Annotated in this window: 21 protein-coding genes; 14 read left to right on the top strand and 7 right to left on the bottom strand. The window is 59.4% G+C overall.

The window, feature by feature from the left end:
• Window positions 1-39 precede the first annotated feature (39 nt).
• The 5 genes from blh to FHT82_RS04990 are packed head-to-tail and all read left to right on the top strand — an operon-like array spanning window position 40 to window position 3,290.
• Window positions 40-1,338 carry a bifunctional sulfur transferase/dioxygenase Blh gene (gene blh / locus FHT82_RS05010; RefSeq protein WP_183726863.1) on the top strand — a complete coding sequence of 433 codons (1,299 nt, stop codon included), beginning with the start codon at window positions 40-42 and terminating at the stop codon, window positions 1,336-1,338.
• Window positions 1,329-1,676, top strand: coding sequence for a sulfite-sensing transcriptional repressor BigR (gene bigR, locus FHT82_RS05005; protein WP_183726861.1), 348 nt, complete (start codon window positions 1,329-1,331; stop codon window positions 1,674-1,676). Before blh ends, bigR begins: the two co-directional genes overlap by 10 nt.
• Entirely contained in the window at window positions 1,673-2,083 is a 411-nt protein-coding gene (locus tag FHT82_RS05000) for a YeeE/YedE family protein (RefSeq protein ID WP_183726859.1), read from the top strand. Before bigR ends, FHT82_RS05000 begins: the two co-directional genes overlap by 4 nt.
• On the top strand, window positions 2,080-2,511 hold the full coding sequence (locus tag FHT82_RS04995; RefSeq protein ID WP_183726857.1) for a YeeE/YedE family protein: 432 nt from the start codon (window positions 2,080-2,082) through the stop codon (window positions 2,509-2,511). The genes FHT82_RS05000 and FHT82_RS04995 overlap by 4 nt, the downstream gene beginning before the upstream one ends.
• On the top strand, window positions 2,508-3,290 hold the full coding sequence (locus FHT82_RS04990; protein WP_246698054.1) for a sulfite exporter TauE/SafE family protein: 783 nt from the start codon (window positions 2,508-2,510) through the stop codon (window positions 3,288-3,290). Before FHT82_RS04995 ends, FHT82_RS04990 begins: the two co-directional genes overlap by 4 nt.
• Before the next feature lie 69 nt (window positions 3,291-3,359).
• On the opposite strand, the gene FHT82_RS04985 is transcribed toward FHT82_RS04990, so the two are convergent.
• Both FHT82_RS04985 and FHT82_RS04980 read right to left on the bottom strand, forming a co-directional pair.
• Window positions 3,360-4,007 carry a BON domain-containing protein gene (locus FHT82_RS04985; protein WP_183726854.1) on the bottom strand — a complete coding sequence of 216 codons (648 nt, stop codon included), beginning with the start codon at window positions 4,005-4,007 and terminating at the stop codon, window positions 3,360-3,362.
• A gap of 230 nt (window positions 4,008-4,237) precedes the next feature.
• Window positions 4,238-4,609, bottom strand: a complete 372-nt coding sequence (locus FHT82_RS04980; RefSeq protein ID WP_183726852.1) for a hypothetical protein — start codon at window positions 4,607-4,609, stop codon at window positions 4,238-4,240.
• Between the two features lie 144 nt (window positions 4,610-4,753).
• Between FHT82_RS04980 and FHT82_RS04975 the strand changes: the two genes are divergently transcribed.
• A complete protein-coding gene (locus FHT82_RS04975; protein WP_183726850.1) occupies window positions 4,754-4,990 on the top strand; it encodes a hypothetical protein in 237 nt (78 codons plus the stop codon).
• 43 nt (window positions 4,991-5,033) lie between these two features.
• On the opposite strand, the gene FHT82_RS04970 is transcribed toward FHT82_RS04975, so the two are convergent.
• A complete protein-coding gene (locus tag FHT82_RS04970) occupies window positions 5,034-6,362 on the bottom strand; it encodes a trypsin-like peptidase domain-containing protein (protein ID WP_246698053.1) in 1,329 nt (442 codons plus the stop codon).
• Between the two features lie 369 nt (window positions 6,363-6,731).
• Here FHT82_RS04970 and FHT82_RS04965 point away from each other — a divergent pair, with 369 nt between their 5' ends.
• From FHT82_RS04965 to FHT82_RS04950, 4 genes are all read left to right on the top strand, one after another.
• Window positions 6,732-7,664: a bifunctional enoyl-CoA hydratase/phosphate acetyltransferase gene (locus FHT82_RS04965; RefSeq protein WP_183726846.1), complete on the top strand. Its 933-nt coding sequence runs from the start codon at window positions 6,732-6,734 to the stop codon at window positions 7,662-7,664.
• 262 nt (window positions 7,665-7,926) lie between these two features.
• Window positions 7,927-8,634: a CBS domain-containing protein gene (locus tag FHT82_RS04960; protein ID WP_183726845.1), complete on the top strand. Its 708-nt coding sequence runs from the start codon at window positions 7,927-7,929 to the stop codon at window positions 8,632-8,634.
• 102 nt (window positions 8,635-8,736) lie between these two features.
• Window positions 8,737-9,177 carry a DUF2267 domain-containing protein gene (locus FHT82_RS04955; RefSeq protein WP_183726843.1) on the top strand — a complete coding sequence of 147 codons (441 nt, stop codon included), beginning with the start codon at window positions 8,737-8,739 and terminating at the stop codon, window positions 9,175-9,177.
• Window positions 9,178-9,268: 91 nt separating this feature from the next.
• Window positions 9,269-9,541, top strand: a complete 273-nt coding sequence (locus FHT82_RS04950) for a DUF982 domain-containing protein (RefSeq protein WP_183726841.1) — start codon at window positions 9,269-9,271, stop codon at window positions 9,539-9,541.
• A gap of 113 nt (window positions 9,542-9,654) precedes the next feature.
• On the opposite strand, the gene FHT82_RS04945 is transcribed toward FHT82_RS04950, so the two are convergent.
• The gene (locus FHT82_RS04945) at window positions 9,655-10,593 is read right to left on the bottom strand and encodes a hypothetical protein (RefSeq protein ID WP_183726839.1); all 939 of its coding nucleotides are present in this window, start codon (window positions 10,591-10,593) and stop codon (window positions 9,655-9,657) included.
• Window positions 10,594-10,832: 239 nt separating this feature from the next.
• On the opposite strand from FHT82_RS04945, the gene prs reads away from it, so the two are divergent.
• Together prs and FHT82_RS04935 are read left to right on the top strand one after the other, a co-directional pair.
• Entirely contained in the window at window positions 10,833-12,314 is a 1,482-nt protein-coding gene (gene prs / locus FHT82_RS04940) for a ribose-phosphate diphosphokinase (RefSeq protein ID WP_246698052.1), read from the top strand.
• Between the two features lie 32 nt (window positions 12,315-12,346).
• Window positions 12,347-13,249 (top strand): helix-hairpin-helix domain-containing protein, encoded by a 903-nt coding sequence (locus FHT82_RS04935; RefSeq protein WP_183726837.1) that lies wholly within the window; start codon window positions 12,347-12,349, stop codon window positions 13,247-13,249.
• Window positions 13,250-13,257: 8 nt separating this feature from the next.
• Here the strand turns inward: FHT82_RS04935 and FHT82_RS04930 are convergent, their stop codons facing one another.
• On the bottom strand, window positions 13,258-14,079 hold the full coding sequence (locus tag FHT82_RS04930; protein ID WP_246698051.1) for a universal stress protein: 822 nt from the start codon (window positions 14,077-14,079) through the stop codon (window positions 13,258-13,260).
• Between the two features lie 234 nt (window positions 14,080-14,313).
• Here FHT82_RS04930 and FHT82_RS04925 point away from each other — a divergent pair, with 234 nt between their 5' ends.
• Window positions 14,314-14,757 (top strand): universal stress protein, encoded by a 444-nt coding sequence (locus FHT82_RS04925; RefSeq protein WP_183726835.1) that lies wholly within the window; start codon window positions 14,314-14,316, stop codon window positions 14,755-14,757.
• A gap of 77 nt (window positions 14,758-14,834) precedes the next feature.
• Complete coding sequence (locus FHT82_RS04920) at window positions 14,835-16,445, top strand: MBL fold metallo-hydrolase (RefSeq protein ID WP_183727309.1); 1,611 nt, start codon at window positions 14,835-14,837, stop codon at window positions 16,443-16,445.
• Between the two features lie 19 nt (window positions 16,446-16,464).
• On the opposite strand, the gene FHT82_RS04915 is transcribed toward FHT82_RS04920, so the two are convergent.
• Both FHT82_RS04915 and ppsA read right to left on the bottom strand, forming a co-directional pair.
• Window positions 16,465-16,671 carry a ChaB family protein gene (locus FHT82_RS04915; RefSeq protein WP_183726834.1) on the bottom strand — a complete coding sequence of 69 codons (207 nt, stop codon included), beginning with the start codon at window positions 16,669-16,671 and terminating at the stop codon, window positions 16,465-16,467.
• Between the two features lie 26 nt (window positions 16,672-16,697).
• A complete protein-coding gene (gene ppsA / locus FHT82_RS04910) occupies window positions 16,698-19,112 on the bottom strand; it encodes a phosphoenolpyruvate synthase (RefSeq protein WP_183726832.1) in 2,415 nt (804 codons plus the stop codon).
• Window positions 19,113-19,152: the final 40 nt, after the last annotated feature.

Here is a 19,152-nt window from a genome sequence, read left to right as displayed (position 1 = left end):
TTATTATAATATATAATGAAGCCTAACACGGAGTTGGCAATGCCTGTCACCGCAATATCCGAGAAACTGTCGGTCTCGCCGCAACCGAGCATCGAGACCATCCAGTCGCTTTATGGCAGAGGCTTTAGGACACTGATCAACAACCGGCCGGACGATGACGATTCTGCCCAGCCGGGAACGCAGTGCGAAAGCCTGGAAGCAAAGCACTGCAACCTGTCCTACGCATTCATTCCGGTCACACTTGGCACGATCACCGAGGCGGACGTCCGTGCGTTTCAGCGCGCAGTCGACGAATCCGAAGGGCCGGTGTTCGCCCATTGCAAGACCGGCACCCGATCGCTCAGCCTCTACCTGATCGGTGAGGTTCTTGACGGCCGGATGTCTGCAGACGCGGTCGTCGAGTTCGGACGCGTCCGGGGTTTTGACGCAAGCGGCGCCGCAGCTTGGCTTAAGTCACATGCCGCGCGCCGACCGCAGGTGAAGGGCTTTTTCGACAAGCGCACCTGGAGCGTCCAGTACGTGGTGTCCGATCCGGCGACCGGCAAGTGCGCCATCGTGGATCCGGTCCTGGACTTCGATGAGAAGGCGGGCGCGACAGCGACCACCAATGCCGACGCAATCCTCGAGTACGTCCGCAGCCGGGGGCTGACCGTCGAGTGGATCCTTGATACCCATCCGCATGCCGACCACTTCTCGGCCGCCCAGTATCTTAAGGAGAAGACCGGGGCTCCGACAGCCATCGGCGAGCGCGTCGTCGACGTCCAGAAGCTGTGGAAGGGCATCTACAACTGGCCTGAACTTGCGACCGACGGCTCGCAATGGGACCGTTTATTCGCCCACGGTGAAACCTTCAAGGTCGGCTCGATCGATGCCAAGGTGCTGTTCTCGCCCGGACATACGCTCGCCTCCATCACCTATGTGATCGGCGACGCAGGCTTCGTGCACGACACGCTCTTCATGCCCGACAGCGGCACGGCGCGCGCCGACTTCCCCGGGGGCGATGCCCGCATTTTATGGAACTCGATCCAGGAGATCCTCACCCTCCCCGACGAGACGCGGATCTTCACGGGCCACGACTATCAGCCAAAGGGCCGTGCACCCCGTTGGGAAAGCACGGTGGCCGACCAGAAGAAGTCCAACCCGCATCTTGCCGGCGTGACGGAGGAAGAATTCGTGGCGCTCAGGACGAAGCGGGACAAGACGCTGCCAATGCCGAAGCTCATCCTGCACGCCCTGCAGGTGAACATCCGCGGCGGCCGCCTGCCGGAGCCTGAAGCCAACGGCAAGCGCTACCTCAAATTTCCACTCGATGCATTGGAGGGAGCAGCATGGGAATGACGTCCGATCTGAAGGCGGTGATGAAGGCGGGGCTTGGCCGCGCCGAAATGGCCAGCCGGGCCGGCGAAGTTGCGGATCTATTGAAGACGCTGTCCCATCCGGCCCGCCTGATGATCGTCTGCACGCTCATTGAGGGCGAGTATTCGGTCAGCGAACTTGAAGAGAAACTCGACGTGCACCAGCCGCATCTGTCGCAGCACCTGACCGTGCTGCGTGGCTCCGGCATCGTCGAAACGCGGCGGGAAGGAAAGCAGATCTTCTACCGCCTGACCGAGGCAAAGGCTGCCCGACTGGTCGCCGCCCTCTATGACATCTTCTGCGTGAAGGAAGAAGAATGAACACCTATCTCCCATCTCTGGCCGGCGGCATGCTGATCGGTTTATCCGCTGCCATGCTTCTGCTTCTCAACGGTCGGATCGCTGGGATCAGCGGGATTGTCGGGCATCTCGCTCAGGGCGTCGGAATGACCACCAATCTTGCCTTCGTGCTTGGGCTGCTGCTCGGGCCGATTGCCTACCTGCTCGTCTTCGGCGATTGGCCAGTGGTCGAAATCACCGCAGGCTGGCCGCTCATCATCGTCGCGGGGCTGCTCGTCGGCTTCGGCTCGCGGATGGGCTCCGGCTGCACGAGCGGGCACGGCGTGCTTGGTCTCGCCCGCTTGTCGCCGCGCTCCATGGTGGCCGTCGCTACTTTTCTGACGGCCGGCGTGGTCGCCGTCGCAGTTTTGCGGAGCCTTGGAATATGAACAGGAACATCTACCGGTTCGCGGCCGCTCTCGTCTCCGGCGTCGTCTTCGGATTAGGCCTGTCGCTCTCCGGCATGCTGAACCCGGCTCGCATCCAAGGCTTCCTCGACGTCTTCGGCGCATGGGATCCGAGCCTCGCCTTCGTTCTCGGCGGCGCCGTCGCCATCGCCTTCGTTGGCGTGCAGGTGATGAACCGGATACGGCATCCTGCCTTCGACGACAGCTTCCATGTTCCGACGAGCCGGCGGATCGACGCGCCGCTGGTCGTTGGCTCGGCCTTATTTGGCCTGGGCTGGGGGATCGGCGGCTTCTGTCCCGGCCCGGCCGTCGCCTCCCTGTCGGTCGGTATTCCGCAAACCGTCCTGTTCGTCATCGCCATGCTGGTCGGGATGACCTTGTACGACAGAGTATGGAGCAGACGGGCATGAGCACCTCCATCCTCACGGTAGTCGGCTCCGGCGGGATCGTCGGGTTCATGCTCGGCCTGCTCGGCGGCGGAGGCTCCATTCTGGCCACTCCGCTGCTCCTCTACGTCGTTGGTGTGAGCCAGCCTCATATCGCAATCGGAACGGGCGCGCTTGCGGTCTCGGTGAACGCGTTCGCGAACTTTGCAAGCCACGCGATCAAGGGGCATGTCTGGTGGCGCTGCGCAGCCGTCTTCTCGGCACTTGGCGTTCTCGGAGCGCTCGCCGGATCCAGCCTCGGCAAGGCGATGGACGGAGGCCGTCTGATCTTCCTGTTCGGAGTCCTGATGGTCGTCGTCGGCGCCTTGATGCTCAAGCCCCGCAAGGCGGTGACGGCAGAATGCCGGCCGGTCGACCTCAAGATGTGCCTCGCCACTGCGGCCGTGGCACTCGCCGCCGGCGCTGCATCCGGTTTCTTCGGAATCGGCGGCGGCTTCCTGATCGTTCCCGGCCTGATGCTGGCGACAGGCATGCCGATGATCAACGCGATCGCGACATCTCTGCTCTCCGTCGGTGCGTTCGGACTAGCGACGGCGTTGAATTATGCTAGTTCAGGACTGGTGGACTGGTGGCTTGCCGCGGAGTTCATCGGGGGCGGCATCACCGGCGGTTTGCTCGGCATGCTGGTCGCCACACGACTAAGCGGCTACAAGAACATCCTCAACCGCCTGTTCGCCGTGCTGATCTTCGCAGTCGCCGCTTACATCTTCTATCGGAACTGGGGAACGCTGATGCACAGCTGAGCAGGCGCCGACGTCGGAATGGCGGCGCTTGGCGCGGCATTCCGACGGGAGACCACTTGCCGAGGCCGATCATGCGATCGTCAGGCGGTCTTCCAACGTGCTGATACCGGGTGCCGACCAAGCGGCACGCTCGGCCGCGCGGCGTTGGGACCAGGTGGCGACCTTGCCCGACAGGATGACCTTTCGGCCCTGCACATCGACGCTAATATGGTTGGATTCGATTTCCGCGTCCCGTTCGAAGGCATCCTCGATGCGTTTCTTTACGTCCGTAGCGCTCAGTTTCGGCTTGATTTCGATGAGATTGGAGACGCCGACAACACCGGCAAGGCTCTTCACGGAGGCGTAGGCCGCGTCCTTTTGATACTGCCACTCAACTTTGCCGGTGAGCGTGATCCAGCCTTTGAAAACCCTCACCTGGACGGCGTCCTTCGGCACACACACGTCCCAATCGAGCATCTTGACGGCTCTGGCGGCGATGTCATCGTCGTCAGTCACGGCCGCGCCGAATATCCGCACCTCGATTTCCTGCGCGATCCCCCTGACGCCCTTGACCCGGCTAACGACCCGCTCGGCCGATTCCCGCTCGGCATAGTTGCCAACATGGCCTGTCAGCGTAACGATGCCCTTCTCGACGATCACGCCGATTTCGGCGGCGTTGACCCTGGGATCAAACTCCAGTTCATCCAGAATATGCTGACGGAGTGAAAGATCGTTCATAACGCCCTCCTTGGAATGGTCGACGCCCTATAGTGCCATAGGCAGAGCCGGCGTCGTTGACCCTTATCAAGATCGGCAGGACCAATAGCGCAATACAGTCAGGAGGGTTGCTCAGCGACATGACCGGCGAAAAGATACTCCAGCCGAGCCAGAAAACGGTGCGCATGAGACGATACCCGATAACTGAAGCGAGCGCTGAAGAGGCACCCAGTGCCGTTCATGGAAGAGCATCACGATACCGTTTTTGCTCCAATGTCATCGGCGACATCATCGGCGAGCTTTCGAGCCAAGCGAGCGCCTTCCGCTTCCATACTTGAAGTAACAGCAGCCATCTTCGCAAACGCGCGCGGATAGTCCGCAAAAGCGCTCTGGAAATAGTCCGTCAGCACATCGAATGAGTCGTTCAACTCGATACTCTCGACCAAGTCGCGCAGACAGGTGTCGAACAGCTTCGTTCGATGCTGCAGGAATCCCAGCAGCTCGGCCTGACAGCGCAAGCCGATCCTGTATGACAGAACGAAAAGTCTCGCCTGTACGACAAGAGGATTTACCGCGAGAGGGGTGTCCATTTGTGCAGAAAGTGGAAAGGCGGTTTTAGACATCGACAATCCTCCAAAACAAGGTTGACGCGAAAGGCCAAAGATCATTGATCTCGGTCAACCGAGATTCCTGTCAAGGGCCGAGCCAGCGTGGCGTTGCACATGCAAATATATCCGCACATTCACACGCCACTTTGATCCGCCGCAATGAAATGCGCCAATACTTTGTGGAACTATCCTTTCGAAGATGAAAGGAGCGGAACAATGCTGAGGGTTTTTGCAGCAGGGGTTATGATCGCGGCGGCCGTTCTGATTGGCTATGCCGGCGCAACGAAACCGGTTGGCCAAAAGCAAGCCAACGCCGACAGCCAGACCGACAAGAAACCTCCGAAGACGGGCTATCCGAACCTTTTCATTCCGCCGACAAAAGGCAACGGCTTTTGATCTGTGGTCTCGACCTGACAAATCCCGGGATGACTTGGGCGGTTTATCTGATCACGATGAAGCGCGTGTGCCCGTCCCTGTAAATTCCAAGCAGTAGAAGATCCTTTGCACGCCGGGTGAGGTCCACGACGGCTTGCGGTGATTTTGCCGGCTTGCGGTCGACGCTGACGATAACGTCTCCGGCTTCGAGGCCGGCAATTGAGGCGCGGCTGCGATCGCTCATTGATTTCACCAACGCCCCTTCAACCTTGCCATAAGCATCCGAAGCTTGATCGAGAACCTGTAGGGTGACGAGGGAAAGAAGGCCGTCGCCTTCCATGGTCAAGGGAAGCGGAGCTGGAGGGGGTTCGCTTTCAGCGGCGAGCGTGGCGCGCAGATCGAATTTCCCCTCTCGCCGAAAGACGGAAACGGTCACCGTGGCGCCGGGTGGATAGGAGGCAACCTTCGTCCGGAACTCGCGCGCTGTATGAACGGGAGCACCGTCGATCCCGACGATGACGTCGGCAACCTGGACACCTGCCCGGCTCGCAGGCGAACCCGGTACAACCTCGCCGACGAGAGCCCCGGTTGAAGTCCTGATGGCAAGCGCCCGTTCGAAGTCACGATCATTGTCTTGAACTGCAACGCCGAGCTGTCCACGGCGAACTTCCCCATAGGTAACCAGTTGTTTGACGACACCGCCGGCAATGTTGACCGGGATGGAGAAACCGACGCCGACATTCGTGTCGGATGGTCCCATGATCGCCGTGTTGATACCGACCAGTTCGCCGTCGAGGTTGACCAAAGCGCCGCCCGAGTTTCCCGGGTTCATCGAGGCGTCGGTTTGAATGAAATCCTCATAGCCTTCAAGACCGAATCCCCCGCGCCCGAGAGCGCCGACGATACCAAGGGTGGCAGTCTCTCCCAGGCCGAATGGGTTACCGATCGCCACGACATAGTCACCGACATGCAGCGCGCCGGAATCGCCGAGCGCCATTGCCGTCAAACCCGAGGCCCTGATCCTTACGACGGCGAGATCCGTTTGAGGATCGCTGCCGACAAGTTCGCCATCATAGGTGTCGGCGTTGAAAAGCCGGATGGTAATCTTCGTCGCATTTGCAACGACATGATAGCTCGTCAGAACAAAGCCTTGCCCGGCGTCGATAATGACGCCCGAGCCGGTCGTCTGGGTTGGATCGGACGCCCCGTCCTCCTCTAACGCGCTGTCGGCACCGGCGGACGCTTGGACATTGATGGATACCACGCTTGGAAGGACGCGCTCGAGCATCGGCGCCAAGGAGGGCTGGCCCTGGGCGGATGCTGCAGTGCTGGATGCCCAGGCGAGAAATACGGCGACCTGCAGGAGTCTGAGAAGGGCTTTTCCATAAACCATAGGCGCATAGCGACTAATATTCGGACAATGACTTGCAGGCGCCGGCATGACTGGTCCTCCCCAGCAACTTTCCTTGCAGCTTCGCCGAGGATAAGAGGCGATCCGACATCGCGACATTGACCAAGCGCAATCTCGGTTATCCTTCGTTGCAAGACAGTGGAGCATCGCCGAAAGTACGATGCCCTCAACGTCAGGGCATGGGGGCGGCGTACAATCAGGTGCCCGCTTGCACGAACCGACGCACGCATTCGATCCGCGCGCGGTTTCCTCACGTTTCCTCAAGCACAAAACGGCACAGATTGCGCTGCATCAAAGCACAGTGACCGCCAGCGGTTTAGAGAAGGCCCGATCGGTATCCAGGAGGTCATCGTGGAAACGACGCTAAGACATAACGGCCGCTACGAAGGCTATATCCACCTGGCCAGCACCATTGCGCCGATGCGTACGGCCGTGGTCCACCCATGTTCTGCCGACACGTTGCGATCTGCAGCGGAGTTGAAGGCGCAGGGGCTTCTGGCGCCGGTTCTGGTCGGCCCTGAACGCAAGATCCGGGCAATCGCGGATGCAGCCGGCATACTGCTCGACGACATTGAAATCGTCCCGGTCGAACACAGCCATGCCGCCGCCGAACGAGGCGCAGCGCTGGCTTGCGAGGGCGAGGTCGCAGCCTTGATGAAGGGCAGTCTGCATACGGATGAGCTTCTGTCGGCAGTCATGGCATTGGCGCGACTGAGAACGGAACGGCGGATGAGCCACGTCTATGTGATGGATATTCCGCTTTATGACAGACTCCTCGTCGTTACCGACGCGGCGATCAACATTCAGCCGGATCTCGACCAGAAGCGCGACATCTGTCAAAATGCCGTCGATCTCCTGCGCTCGCTCGGCATCGGAAAACCCCGTGTTGCCGTGCTTGCGGCGGTCGAAACGGTCAATAGCAAGATGCAGGCGACGCTTGACGCCGCTGCACTGACTGTGATGGCGGCACGCGGCCAGATCAATGGTGCGGTCGTCGATGGCCCCCTCGCTTTCGACAATGCGATCAGCGCCGAAGCCGCCCGGGCAAAATCTATCGATTCTCCGGTGGCCGGTCAGGCAGACATTCTCCTCGTACCGGATCTGGAGGCCGGCAATATGCTGGCCAAGCAGCTCATCTATTTCGCCGGGGCCGATGCCGCCGGCCTGGTGCTTGGTGCTCGTGTTCCCATCATCGTGACCAGCCGAGCCGATCCGCTCAAAGTGCGCACCGCTTCAGCGGCCTTGGCTAAACTCCTGGCCGCCGCCAGATCAGACAGTCCTTGAAGCAGGATCAGCGATGGCGCAGCCCCCGCTTCCTCCACCCTTATCGCAAACGTGCGAATGAAGACCCTTCTTTGGTTGGAAGGCAAGACAGAGGCTGACTTCGATCCTCCGGGCTGGCATCCGTAACCGGAGCTTGCCTTGCAGGGCCGTTTGGCTTGCGGGTCTCAGCAAGCGGGCGCCAGACCTGTTTGGGTGCTCGTTGATCAAGGTCAATGAACTTGCCGCTCATCATTTTAGTCTGTGTTTGTACAGGAGGCAAAAAATGTCGACAGTGCAGACCATCATGACGCCAAACCCCGTGACGATCGGCGCGGAGGCGCGGATCTGGGAGGCGGCAAACTTGATGCTTGACCATGGCATCAGTGGTCTGCCCGTGACGGACGAGGCCGGACAGCTGGCCGGCGTCATCAGCGAAAGCGACTTCTTGCTGCGTGGAGAACTGCACACGGATCCGGCAAAAAGCTTCTGGCAACGGTTGTTTTCCACGCGCGGCGCCCTGGCGGAAGACTATTCCAAGGCGTTCGGGCGAAAGGTCGGAGAGGTCATGTCCTCTCCGGCTGTCACCATCGGGGCCGAAGAGGCGGTCGGCGCCGCAGCTCTTCTCATGGCCGAGCGCAACATCAAGCGCCTGCCCGTCGTTGCGGACGACAAGGTCGTCGGCGTCCTGACGCGATCCGACATCATGCGCTCGATGATCAAGGAGATGGCGGCACGTTCGGTCGAGAGGATCGATGCGGATATCCGCCGCGCCCTGGAGGGCGAGCTCGATCATCAGCGGTGGGGCGACAACATTACGGTGCACGTGAAGGAAGCCATTGTCACACTCGAGGGGAAGGTCCTCGACTTAAGGGAGAAGACTGCGGCGCGTGTGGCGGCGGAGAATACACTGGGTGTGATCCAAGTCATCGACAATGTGCAAGTGGCTATGCTGCCTGACATGCCTGTCCCGCCGCCTGGCTTCTACCCTTGAACCAAGAAGCTCTGGCAATCGGTCTTTCGGGTGAGGAGCTGGAGAGCCCACTCCGGAAGGGATCGCAGGTTTCCGCAAACTTGGCTATCGAAGGAGATGGAAATGAGTGACACGCAAGTCGCAGCATTGGACCATACGGTCCAGCTCACGAATCTATGGCTGAAAAAGCTCGTCGATCAACACCATTTCAGCGACCGGCACGAAGCATACAACGCTTTGAGAGCCGTCCTCCACGCGTTGCGCGACCAACTGACGGTAGAGCAGGCGGTTCATCTGTCGGCACAACTGCCGATGCTGGTGCGCGGGATCTATTTTGAAAATTGGCACATCGGCGCTGAAAAGAAGCGCATGCGAAGTATCGACGACTTCACGCAGCAGGTAGCAAACCACCTTCCGCCACACTTTCCACGCGACCCAAAAGCGACCAGCAGGGCTGTATTCGATCTCCTGTGGCAGGAGATCGACCAGGGTCTGTCGGAAAAGTTGATCGACGAATTACCCGAGGTCCTGCGACCCCTTTGGCTGTCCGTAATAGAGCGATAATGGCCCGTCACGAGAAACGACAAGCCGCCGTCACGCAGGCCTGGAGAGGATTATCAGTTCCAAGGACGTTGAGCACACAGAGGAGAAGAAGATGTCAGTCCCTAACGAACTCGTCGAACCCTGGCATGAGCCGGTATATGTGCAGGTCGAGGCGCGAGGGCCGCAGATCATTCACAATCCGGCCGAAGCACTCGAGTTTCTCGCAAACGATTGGGTCGGATCCCGTCGAAAGCATTCATTCGCGCGGGAAATCTGTTCGGCGGCCGTGCGAAATCAAATTTCCAGCGACACCGCGCGCGAGGCGTTCTTGCAGGCAGTTCTCGATGCCAGAATAAACACCCGCGCCCCAGACAGTCAGCAGTAGGTTCCGGAGAGCCGCTTCGCCTGCCTCTAGAAGCCGTCTGGCAAGCATTATCCGTCAAAAGCGATACTGGCCGGCACGCGCCCCGACGGCCGGTAGACGACAGCGCTCCAAATTCAACGTGCCATTTTCGAGCCCATGCTGAAACCTGAATACAAAGCGGCCTGCGCCAAGCCAACATACCTGTCCGTCTTCTGCTCCCATACGCTCGTTTCCTTTGCGCTGCCGTCAATCAGATGAGAATAGCTCATGCGTGCCCGCAGCGTTGCTCGAAAGGCCACGTAGAAGAACCACAGACTGTCGGGAATTTGATCGGCGAGCGCATGTTGCAGAAGACTTCGTATAGTCTCGCCTGCGCCCGTCGCGCCTGAGAAGGCGCATTCCATCCCAAGAAAAGCAACCTCGTCGAAGGGATCGATGAAGCGAAGTCGCGGATTGAACTCCAGGCAATCAAAAATCACGAGTGGGTCGCAGAAACATATGTGCTCGGGGCGCAGGTCGCCATGTCCCTCCACATAGTGTCCGCTCTCGATGCGTTGGACGATCGCATTCTGTGCAGCATAGAAGGCGCAATCGAGGTCATTCAGCACATGCGCAATTGCTCGATGATCGACGTCGAAACCCTCGTGTCTCAACGTCTCCCTGGTGATGTCCTTCTGGCACTCGAGCGTGCGAAGATGGTCGCGAGGATCGATCGCTGGCCGAGCGCCCGTTCGATAGAAGTTGGCTAGCCGATCCACGAGCCTTGTCATATGCCCCGGCGTGACGGCCCCGGTCTCAAGAAGCCGGTCAAGCATCAGCTTGTCTGGAAGGCGACGCATTTCCACCAGCCACTCGACAGCCTTGCCGCTTCCATCGAGACAAAGCGATCCATCCGCCTGCAATGTTACGGGCAGCACCGAGAGATACGTGTCAGGCGCCAGGCGCCGGTTGAGGCGCACCTCCTCACGACAATTGACCTCACGCGCGGCGAGCGTCGAAAAGTTCATGAAAGGACCCGTTACCGGTTTCTTCAGCTTATAAACCCTGTCATCATGCAAGAAGACGAAGGACATATGGGTTTCGCGAACGGTGACCGGAAAGGCCGGCTTGCCGTAGGTGGACGGTTCGCTCAGAAAGCTGACAATCTCGTTCAGGGTCGCCAAAGAAAACTCCTCAAGCAAGTATCGAACAATCTTAATCGAAAGAGCGTCTTCTCCGGTTGATGTCGGTCAATCCGCTTTCCCGTTTTGACTTCGATCATGGCAGTGGCGCGGGGCCAGCTTATTCTCTCTGGTGTTTAGAGGAGGGTGCCATGACCATGTTCGCGAAAGTCGATAAGCGTCTGACGCGTCTGTTCCGTCGTCTTGACAGTGCTCTTACGTCCACCGACGAACACGTCAATCTGCTTCATCAGGCCTGGCTCGACCGACGAGGTCAGAAAATAGCGCCAGATCCGGAGCCTTTCCTGTCGCCGTCGTCCGAAGCCGCCTGTGCTGGCCTCGTCTTGCGCGCGGAACCGGATAATCACTATCGGTTGGTCTCGGGATTGGCAGCGGCAAAGGATCTTCTCGGCTCATGTCCCGGCGAAGGACATCTAGAGAAGGCAGCGGACAAACGAGGGGCTGTGCGTCTTCGAAGCCTAATGCGCTTCGTTGAGCAGACCGGAGAGCCTATCATCGGATGTTTTACGACGCGACCTGCGCCAAACACGTTCGTCGATGCGGAGCTTTACGTTGCACCATTGTCTAGCGATGGAAGGACGATAGACGCGTTCCTGGCTGCGGCAAACATGCGGCAGGTCGTAACGCAAGGACGACGTTTCGTGCCGCACTGGCGTCGCCCTCACCCCCTCCTCTTTGCTCTTGAGGGCAGCAGGGTTTTCGGCGAGCGCCTGGCAGCAGAACTCGAGCTTCCCATCTCTCCACTTGAAGAGCGGTCCTTTGAGGACGGCGAGAAGAAATGCCGCCCCTTGGCGGATGTTTGCGGCCGAGATGTCTTCGTGGTGTCGGGCCTGGAGCGCGACGCAAGCGAGAGCGTGCACGACAGGCTTCTGAAGCTGCTATTCTTCATCGCAACGCTCAAGACCAACGGCGCGGCACGCGTGACCGCCATTGCTCCTTACCTCCCATACATGCGCAAGGATCGGCAAACGAAAGCGCAGGATCCCCTAACCGCCGCCTACGTGGCCCGGTTCTTTGAGACGGCAGGCACCGACTGCCTGATCACAATTGAGACCCATAATCTGGCGGCCTTCCAGAATGCCTTTCGCTGTCGAGCAATTAACCTTGTGGCCTACGAAGCCTTCGCCAGCCACTTTGCCAAGCGCATCTTAAACCAGGACGTCACCGTCGTTTCTCCCGATCTTGGTGGAGCAAAACGCGCCGAGATGTTTCGGGAGAGACTGGAAACCAGGCTGCGTCGCCCGGTGGGCCTCGCATTCATGGAAAAGCAGCGCAGCCAAGGGATAGTGAGCGGAGACCTCTTTGCCGGTGATGTCGGCGACAGGTTCGTCATCATTCTGGATGACCTGATCAGCTCGGGCACGACGATGCTTCGTGCAGCAAAAGCCTGCGCCGAGCGCGGAGCTAAGGAAATCCACCTCTGCGCCACACACGCCGTCTTTTCGAAACCCGCCGCAGCCGACCTCAGCGCCGCGTTCATAGACGGAATCGTCGTCAGCGACACCATCGCTCTCGCCGAGCCCTATCGCTCGGACCGGCGGATTGCGGTCATCCCTGTGGCCCACTTTTTTGCCGAAGCAGCCGCCCAGGCTTATGAGGCTGGCGCCGAGTGATCCCCGCCACGATACGCGTTGGAGATACCGACATGGACGTTTCGGAAGCACCTGCCCTCAAGGCGTCGACAGGCAGCGGGTCGGCTTCGGCCGGCCTGTCGCTGGACGTCAATCGACAAGTCGCCGGGAGGCTGCGCGAATATTCCGGTCTTCTTCGTCAGCAAGGCGAAAGCGGTTTTCGCTCTCGTGCCTACGATCGGGCTGCCGACGTGATCGGAGCGCTCGAACGCCCCGTCGACGAGATCTTTTCGCGCAAGGGCCGTGAAGGATTGATCGAGCTTCCAGCCGTTGGACCGGGGATTGCGAGCGCATTGACGGAAATATTGACGAGTGGGCGTTGGAGCCAACTCGACAGGCTGCGCGGAGACTCCGCACCCGAAGCCATATTCCGCACCATACCAGGAATCGGACCAGCGCTTGCCAGACGCCTGGTCGACCAGGCCGGAATTGAAACCCTCGAGGATCTGGAGCACGCGCTGCACATCGGCGGACTTACGGTTGCAGGCATTGGCAAACGCCGAAAGGATCTGATCGCTGCGGTTCTGGCGGAGCGGCTGGGACGACGGCCGGCCGTCGCGATAGCCGAAAGCCCGCCTCCCGCCGTGTCGCTGCTTCTTGAGATCGACCGCATCTATCGCAGCATGGCCGGAGCAGGAAAGCTCCCAAGAATCACCCCGCGACGTTTCAATCCGATGAAAGTGGCATGGCTTCCCGTTCTGCATATCCGCAGGCATGGTTATCATTTCACGGCTCTCTTTTCCAACAGCCGCCTGGCGCATGAATTGGGCAGAACGAAAGACTGGGTGATCATCCATTACCATCGTGACGGTGAGCAGGAGGGACGATGCACGATCACGACAGCAAGCCACGGCCCGTTGGCGGGACAGCGGGTCGTTCGAGGCCGGGAAGACGAACAGCGCCCAGTCGTGACATGAAAGCATGATCATGCAGAGATGAAGATCGGACGTTTCCGCCGCTCCAGCATAGAGCGGGTCACGCCGCCAAAGATGCGCTCGCGCAGGCGCGAGTGGCCGTAGGCGCCCATGACGAGGAGGTCGGACTGCATCAGATCTGCGTGGGCATCCAGCGCTTCGGCCACGGTAAGTCCATTGCGACCCACGCAATCCACGATGATATCTATTCCGTGATGAGACAGGTATGATTGCAGCTTGGCGGTGACTTCTCGCTCACTGCCTGAGGAATCGACCATAACCGCCCTCACCGATCGTGCCCGCTTCAAGAGCGGCACGCTCGCCTTGACCGCGGCGGAGGCTGCGGGCGCATCCGTCCATGCAATCAGGACAGTATTCTCCTCCCATTTGTCCGCAGCAGTCGGATTGACGATGACAGGGACATGAGCGTGGAACAATAAGCCGTCGAGCACCGCGTCCCGGATTACCGGATCCGCAAGAATGTCGTTTCCGATGACCGCGACATCGCTTAACTGTGCCTGCTCGCCAACGACATTATCGATACGAATGATCTCCGCGTAGGCATATTCCACGTCATTTGAGATCCCCTTCCGGGCAAGCGTGGCCTCGAGATCCTGGACGCGGTCTAAAAGGCGGGATCGATTCTTCTGGTTTTCCGCCTGCCATGCTGCGGACACGAACTCCAGGTTCACCCCCACGGGCGGCGGCTCGGCGGCCTCGACAAGCAAAAGGGAAAGATGACCCTTTTCGAAGCGAGCAAGCATCGCAGCCGTGTCCAGCTCTGCCTCGGTGACATCCTCTTTGACGATGTTCAGGATGTTGGCGAACGTCATTGCCGATCCTCCGTTGGGACTTGCGAAGGATGGAGCCGCTGTCCACTTCGAACCTTGACCTTGGTCAAACCGAACTGGATTTGATGCCGGCGACAGGTTCGCCATAAGCAGTCGATCGAGATGAATGCGGCCGGATTTCTCGAGAGGGAATGCTGGCGCGTACGGGTTGACCTGCGTCAATGTTGCCCACGATGAGCGCTGTATCATTAAAAAATGATCGCCAGGGAGGTTCTCGTGTACAAGCATTTTCTCGTTCCGACAGATGGATCGGCTTTATCGAATGCGGCCGTGAAAAAGGCGATGGAGTTCGCCCGCGGCATGGGCGCCAAGGTCACGGTACTAACTGTGGTCGAACCCTTCAGAGTGCTTTCGATCAATCCCGAGCAATTGGAAAACACCCGCGCGGAATTCGATCGTCATGCGGACCTCGTGGCCGACAAGGTTCTTCGGGACGCGGAGGAGGTTGCCGCCGCGGTCGGCATCACCTGCTCGACGCTGCGAATGAAAAGCAGCGACCCTGCAAAGGCCATCGTTGAAGCTGCTGCAAGCAATGACTGCGACCTAATCGCAATGGCTTCCCATGGTCGGGAGGGCTTGAAGGCCTTCATGATCGGAAGCGTGACGATGAAGGTGCTCGCCAATTCGAAGCTTCCCGTTCTCGTCTATCGTGAATCGTAAAGAGCTGGCGGAACGGGTCCGAGGATCAAGCGGCCAGTGCAGGGTACCGCAAGGTTAGTGGGAAGCGGAAGATGTCTCTGAAAGACAAGCCCAGGCTGACGTTCCACGGAGCCGCCGGCTCGGTGACCGGTTCATGCTTTCTCCTTGAAGTCGGTGAAAGCCGCGTTCTCGTAGATTGCGGCATGTTTCAGGGATCCAAGACGGAAAAAGAGCTGAACTATCGCCCTTTTCCGTTCCAGGCGGCCGAGCTTGATGCCGTCATTCTGACCCATGCGCATATAGATCACAGCGGGCTCCTGCCGAAACTGGTGAAAGACGGGTTCTCCGGCCCGATCTACTGTACGCCGGCTACATTGGACCTTTGCGCCGTCATGCTCCCGGATTCCGGGCATATCCAGGAGATGGAAGTCGAGCAACTCAATCGAAGAAATGAGCGACGAGGGCGAAAACCCGTCAGTCCGATCTACACCGCTGCTGACGCCATGTCCTCGCTCGTGCAGTTCCAGGCGCACCCGTTCAAAATTTGGAAGGAACTGTCTCGGGAATTTCGCTTCCGTTTCTGGAATGCCGGACATCTTCTCGGCTCCGCCTCGATTGAAATTGAGATCGGCTCCGGCTCCGATCGCCAGCGGCTTTTATTTTCAGGAGACATCGGCCCACGCCATAAGCTGTTCCAGTTCGATCCGGAAGCGCCGTCCGCCTTCGACTATATCGTCTGCGAAAGCACCTATGGCGACGTCGATCGTCACGATCCCTCGGATGAACGGCGCCGCAAGATGCTGCGTGAGGAGGTCCAGCGTGCCACGCGCCATCGAGACGGCGCGCTTCTCATACCCTCGTTCGCGGTGGAGCGCACGCAGGAGCTTTTGGCCGACCTGTCTCACCTCATGGATAAGGGCGAGATTCCAAAGTGTCCTATCATTATCGATTCTCCTCTTGCACTGCGCGCAACGCAAGTCTTCAGCAGACATGCCAGCGAGCTTGAGAACGGCGATCTTCTGCTGCGCGCATTGAAGTCCAGGAATGTCCGCTTCACGGAGAGTGCCGAACAGTCGAAGGCGATCGATCATATCCATGGATTTCACATCGTCATCGCTGCCAGTGGCATGTGTGAAGCCGGCCGTATCCGGCATCGTCTAAAGAACTGGCTTTGGCGGGAGGAGGCAACCGTGCTGCTGGTTGGCTATCAGGCAACCGGTACGCTCGGACGCCTTCTGCAGGATGGGGCGTCTACCGTCCGCATCCAGGGCGACGAGATCATCGTTCGAGCAAATATCCGCACGCTCGACGTCTATAGCGGACACGCCGACGCGACGGAACTGGCAGCCTGGGTCGCTGCGCGTCTACCTGTAAGAAGGACGCTATTTCTAGTGCATGGCGAGCTGCCGGCCGTGGCGGGGCTGGAAACCCGTCTCCTGGCGACACGGCCTGATCTTTCCATCGTCAAGCCGACCCTGGACGCAACCTACGAGCTTTCTGCCGAAGGCGCAGTGGAAACCCGCGCTCCTGGGGCGCCACCCCGTCTGGAAGCGTTCCAGACCGGTCGCAAGGACTGGCACAACGATTATCAGTCCCTGATCCTGGACCTCGAAGAGAGATTGGACAAAGCCGCTGACGAGAAAGCGCGCGGTGTCATTTTGCGGAAAATCAGAAATGCCGTCGACGAACTTCAAGAGCGGGCTCGATGACGGGCATTTGAAATTGCCGTCAGCGGGCAACCCAATGGCCGCCAAGCTTGACATAGGATCGTTTCACCGCAGCCCAGGCGATCCTATGGGAGACCTCTTCCTGACGGGGATCGTCTTTATGGGCGTCGAAGGCATGGTTGAAAGCTTGACGATAGATGTCCTGAGCGTGATCCGGCAAAGAAGCGCGCACCGAGGCAGGCAAGTCGCTGTTGTCGATATAAGGCATGGCGGCGTGCCTCGCTTCCCTCTAAATCAAGCAGAGTGATGCGACATCCCCGCTTCATCCTTCCGTCGTTCCGCCTCCCCAACCTTTCTTTTGACCGTCACGAAACTATCGGGGCTGACGGAGATGCTGTCGATGCCGCAGTCTACCAGAAAGCTTGCGAAGTCAGGATGATCGCTTGGCGCCTGACCGCAAATGCCAATCTTGGCGCCGGACCTGCCCGCTTCGGCGATGACATGCGAGATCATCCACTTCACGGCCGGGTCCTGTTCGTCAAAAAGGTCGGAAAGCTCGCCCGCATCGCGATCGACGCCGAGGGTGAGTTGCGTGAGATCATTCGAGCCGATGGAAAATCCATCGAAATGGTCAGCGAACTCCTCTGCCAGAATAACGTTGGAGGGAATTTCGCACATCACATAGACCTTCAGCCCGTCTTGACCGCGCGCAAGGCCATTTTCTGCCATTACCTTCAGGACCTTTTGAGCCTCTTCCACCGAGCGGCAAAACGGTACCATGACGATGACGTTATCGAAGCCGAGTTCGCCTCTTAACTTGCCGATGGCACGGCATTCGAGCGCAAAGCCGTCACGGTAGCGCGGTGAGTAGTAGCGGGAGGCACCTCTGAAGCCGAGCATCGGATTTTCCTCGCTCGGCTCGAATTCCTGACCGCCGACGAGCTTGGCATATTCATTCGTCTTGAAGTCGCTGAGCCGGACGATCGCAGGCTTCGGATAGACCACCGCGGCAAGGCGTGCCAGGCCGCAGGCGAGATGATCAACGAAAAAGTCTGCCTTGACCTCGTAGCCTGCAGTCAGTTCCTCGATCTGATGTTTGGCGTCTGCATCCTTGAGACTGTCGAGATGGGCTAACGCCATCGGGTGGATGCGAATGGCATTGCCGATGACGAATTCCATGCGGGCAAGCCCGATGCCGTCGCAAGGAAGCCGCCACCACCGAAAAGCGGCCGCGGGATTGGCGAGGTTCAACATGATCTCGGTGCGGGTCGTCGGCAGGTCTGCGACGTCGACCGTTTCGACCTCATAGTCTGCAGGGCCATCATAGATGAAACCCTCGTCGCCTTCTGCGCAGGAAACGGTTATTTCCCCGCCTGTATGGAGTATTTGCGTCGCGTTGCCGGTTCCGACGACCGCCGGCAGGCCGAGTTCGCGACTGACGATTGCCGCGTGCGACGTGCGCCCGCCGTGGTCGGTAACGATTGCCGCTGCCCGCTTCATGACGGGCATCCAGTCGGGGTCCGTCGTTGCCGTTACCAATATCGATCCGTCGACGAACGTGTCGATGTCCTTGGTTGTCTCGATCAGGCAGGCGCGGCCGGACACGACGGCGTCGCCGATTGCAAGGCCGGCAAGAAGCATCTTGCCCTTGCGCTTGACGACATAGTTCTTGAGTTCGCTCAGCTTGCGACCGGACTGCACCGTTTCCGGACGTGCCTGGACGATGAAGAATTTGCCGGTCTCGCCGTCTCTGGCCCATTCGATGTCCATCGGGCAGCCGTAGTGATCTTCGATCAGCACAGCCCAACGTGCCAAAGTGATGACGGCGTCGTCATCAAGAACGAAGGCTGCGCGTTCGACCTTGGACGTCGGTACGTTGCGGGTCGGTTCGCCTGTCGACCCGTAGATCAGCTTCTTTTCCTTGGCACCGCGTTTGCGCGCGATGATGGGGCGCAACGACGTGTTCTTCAGCAGCGGCTTGAAAACCTGATACTCGTCTGGGTCGACAGTGCCCTTGACGACATTCTCGCCAAGCCCCCAGGCGGCATTGATCAATACGACTTTGTCAAAGCCCGTCTCCGTATCAATGGAAAACATCACGCCGGAACTGCCAAGGTCGGAGCGGACCATCTGCTGGACGCCGATCGACAAGGCGACCTTCAGGTGATCAAAGCCTTTTGCCTGCCGATAAGTGATCGCTCTGTCGGTGAAAAGCGAGGCGTAGCATTGGCGGCAGGCATCCAAAAGAGCCTTCTCGTCCCTGACGTTGAGAAACGTCTCCTGCTGTCCGGCAAAACTCGCATCCGCAAGGTCTTCCGCAGTTGCGCTGGAGCGCACCGCCACTGCGAGGTTGCCACTTCCGACCCGCGCTGCAAGCTCGGCGTAGGCCTTTCTGACGGCGTCTGACAGCTCATCGGGCCAATCTCCGTGCAGAAAAAGCCTACGGATCGCAGTGCCGGCCTCCGCCAGACCTGCCTTGCCTGCCTGCCACTCGGCAATCAAGGAGGCGATGCGGCCTTTGATATTGTTGGACGCAAGATAACGCCAGTAGGCCGCGGACGTCGTGGCAAAACCCGGTGGAACCGCAATGCCCTTCGGCGTCAAGTTCTGGATCAACTCTCCGAGCGACGCGTTCTTGCCACCGACTTCAGCGACGTCGTCGCGCCGCACGTTTTCGAACCAGACGATCTGCTCCATCGTGCCGTCCATGAGACGCTCCCTGCAATACGAGTGTCGAACTCCAGTCGCA

The organism is Rhizobium sp. BK275, from assembly GCF_014193555.1.
GTDB lineage: Bacteria > Pseudomonadota > Alphaproteobacteria > Rhizobiales > Rhizobiaceae > Rhizobium.
Note: the sequence above shows the minus strand (reverse complement) of the source record. Positions and strands in the feature narration are given on the sequence as shown.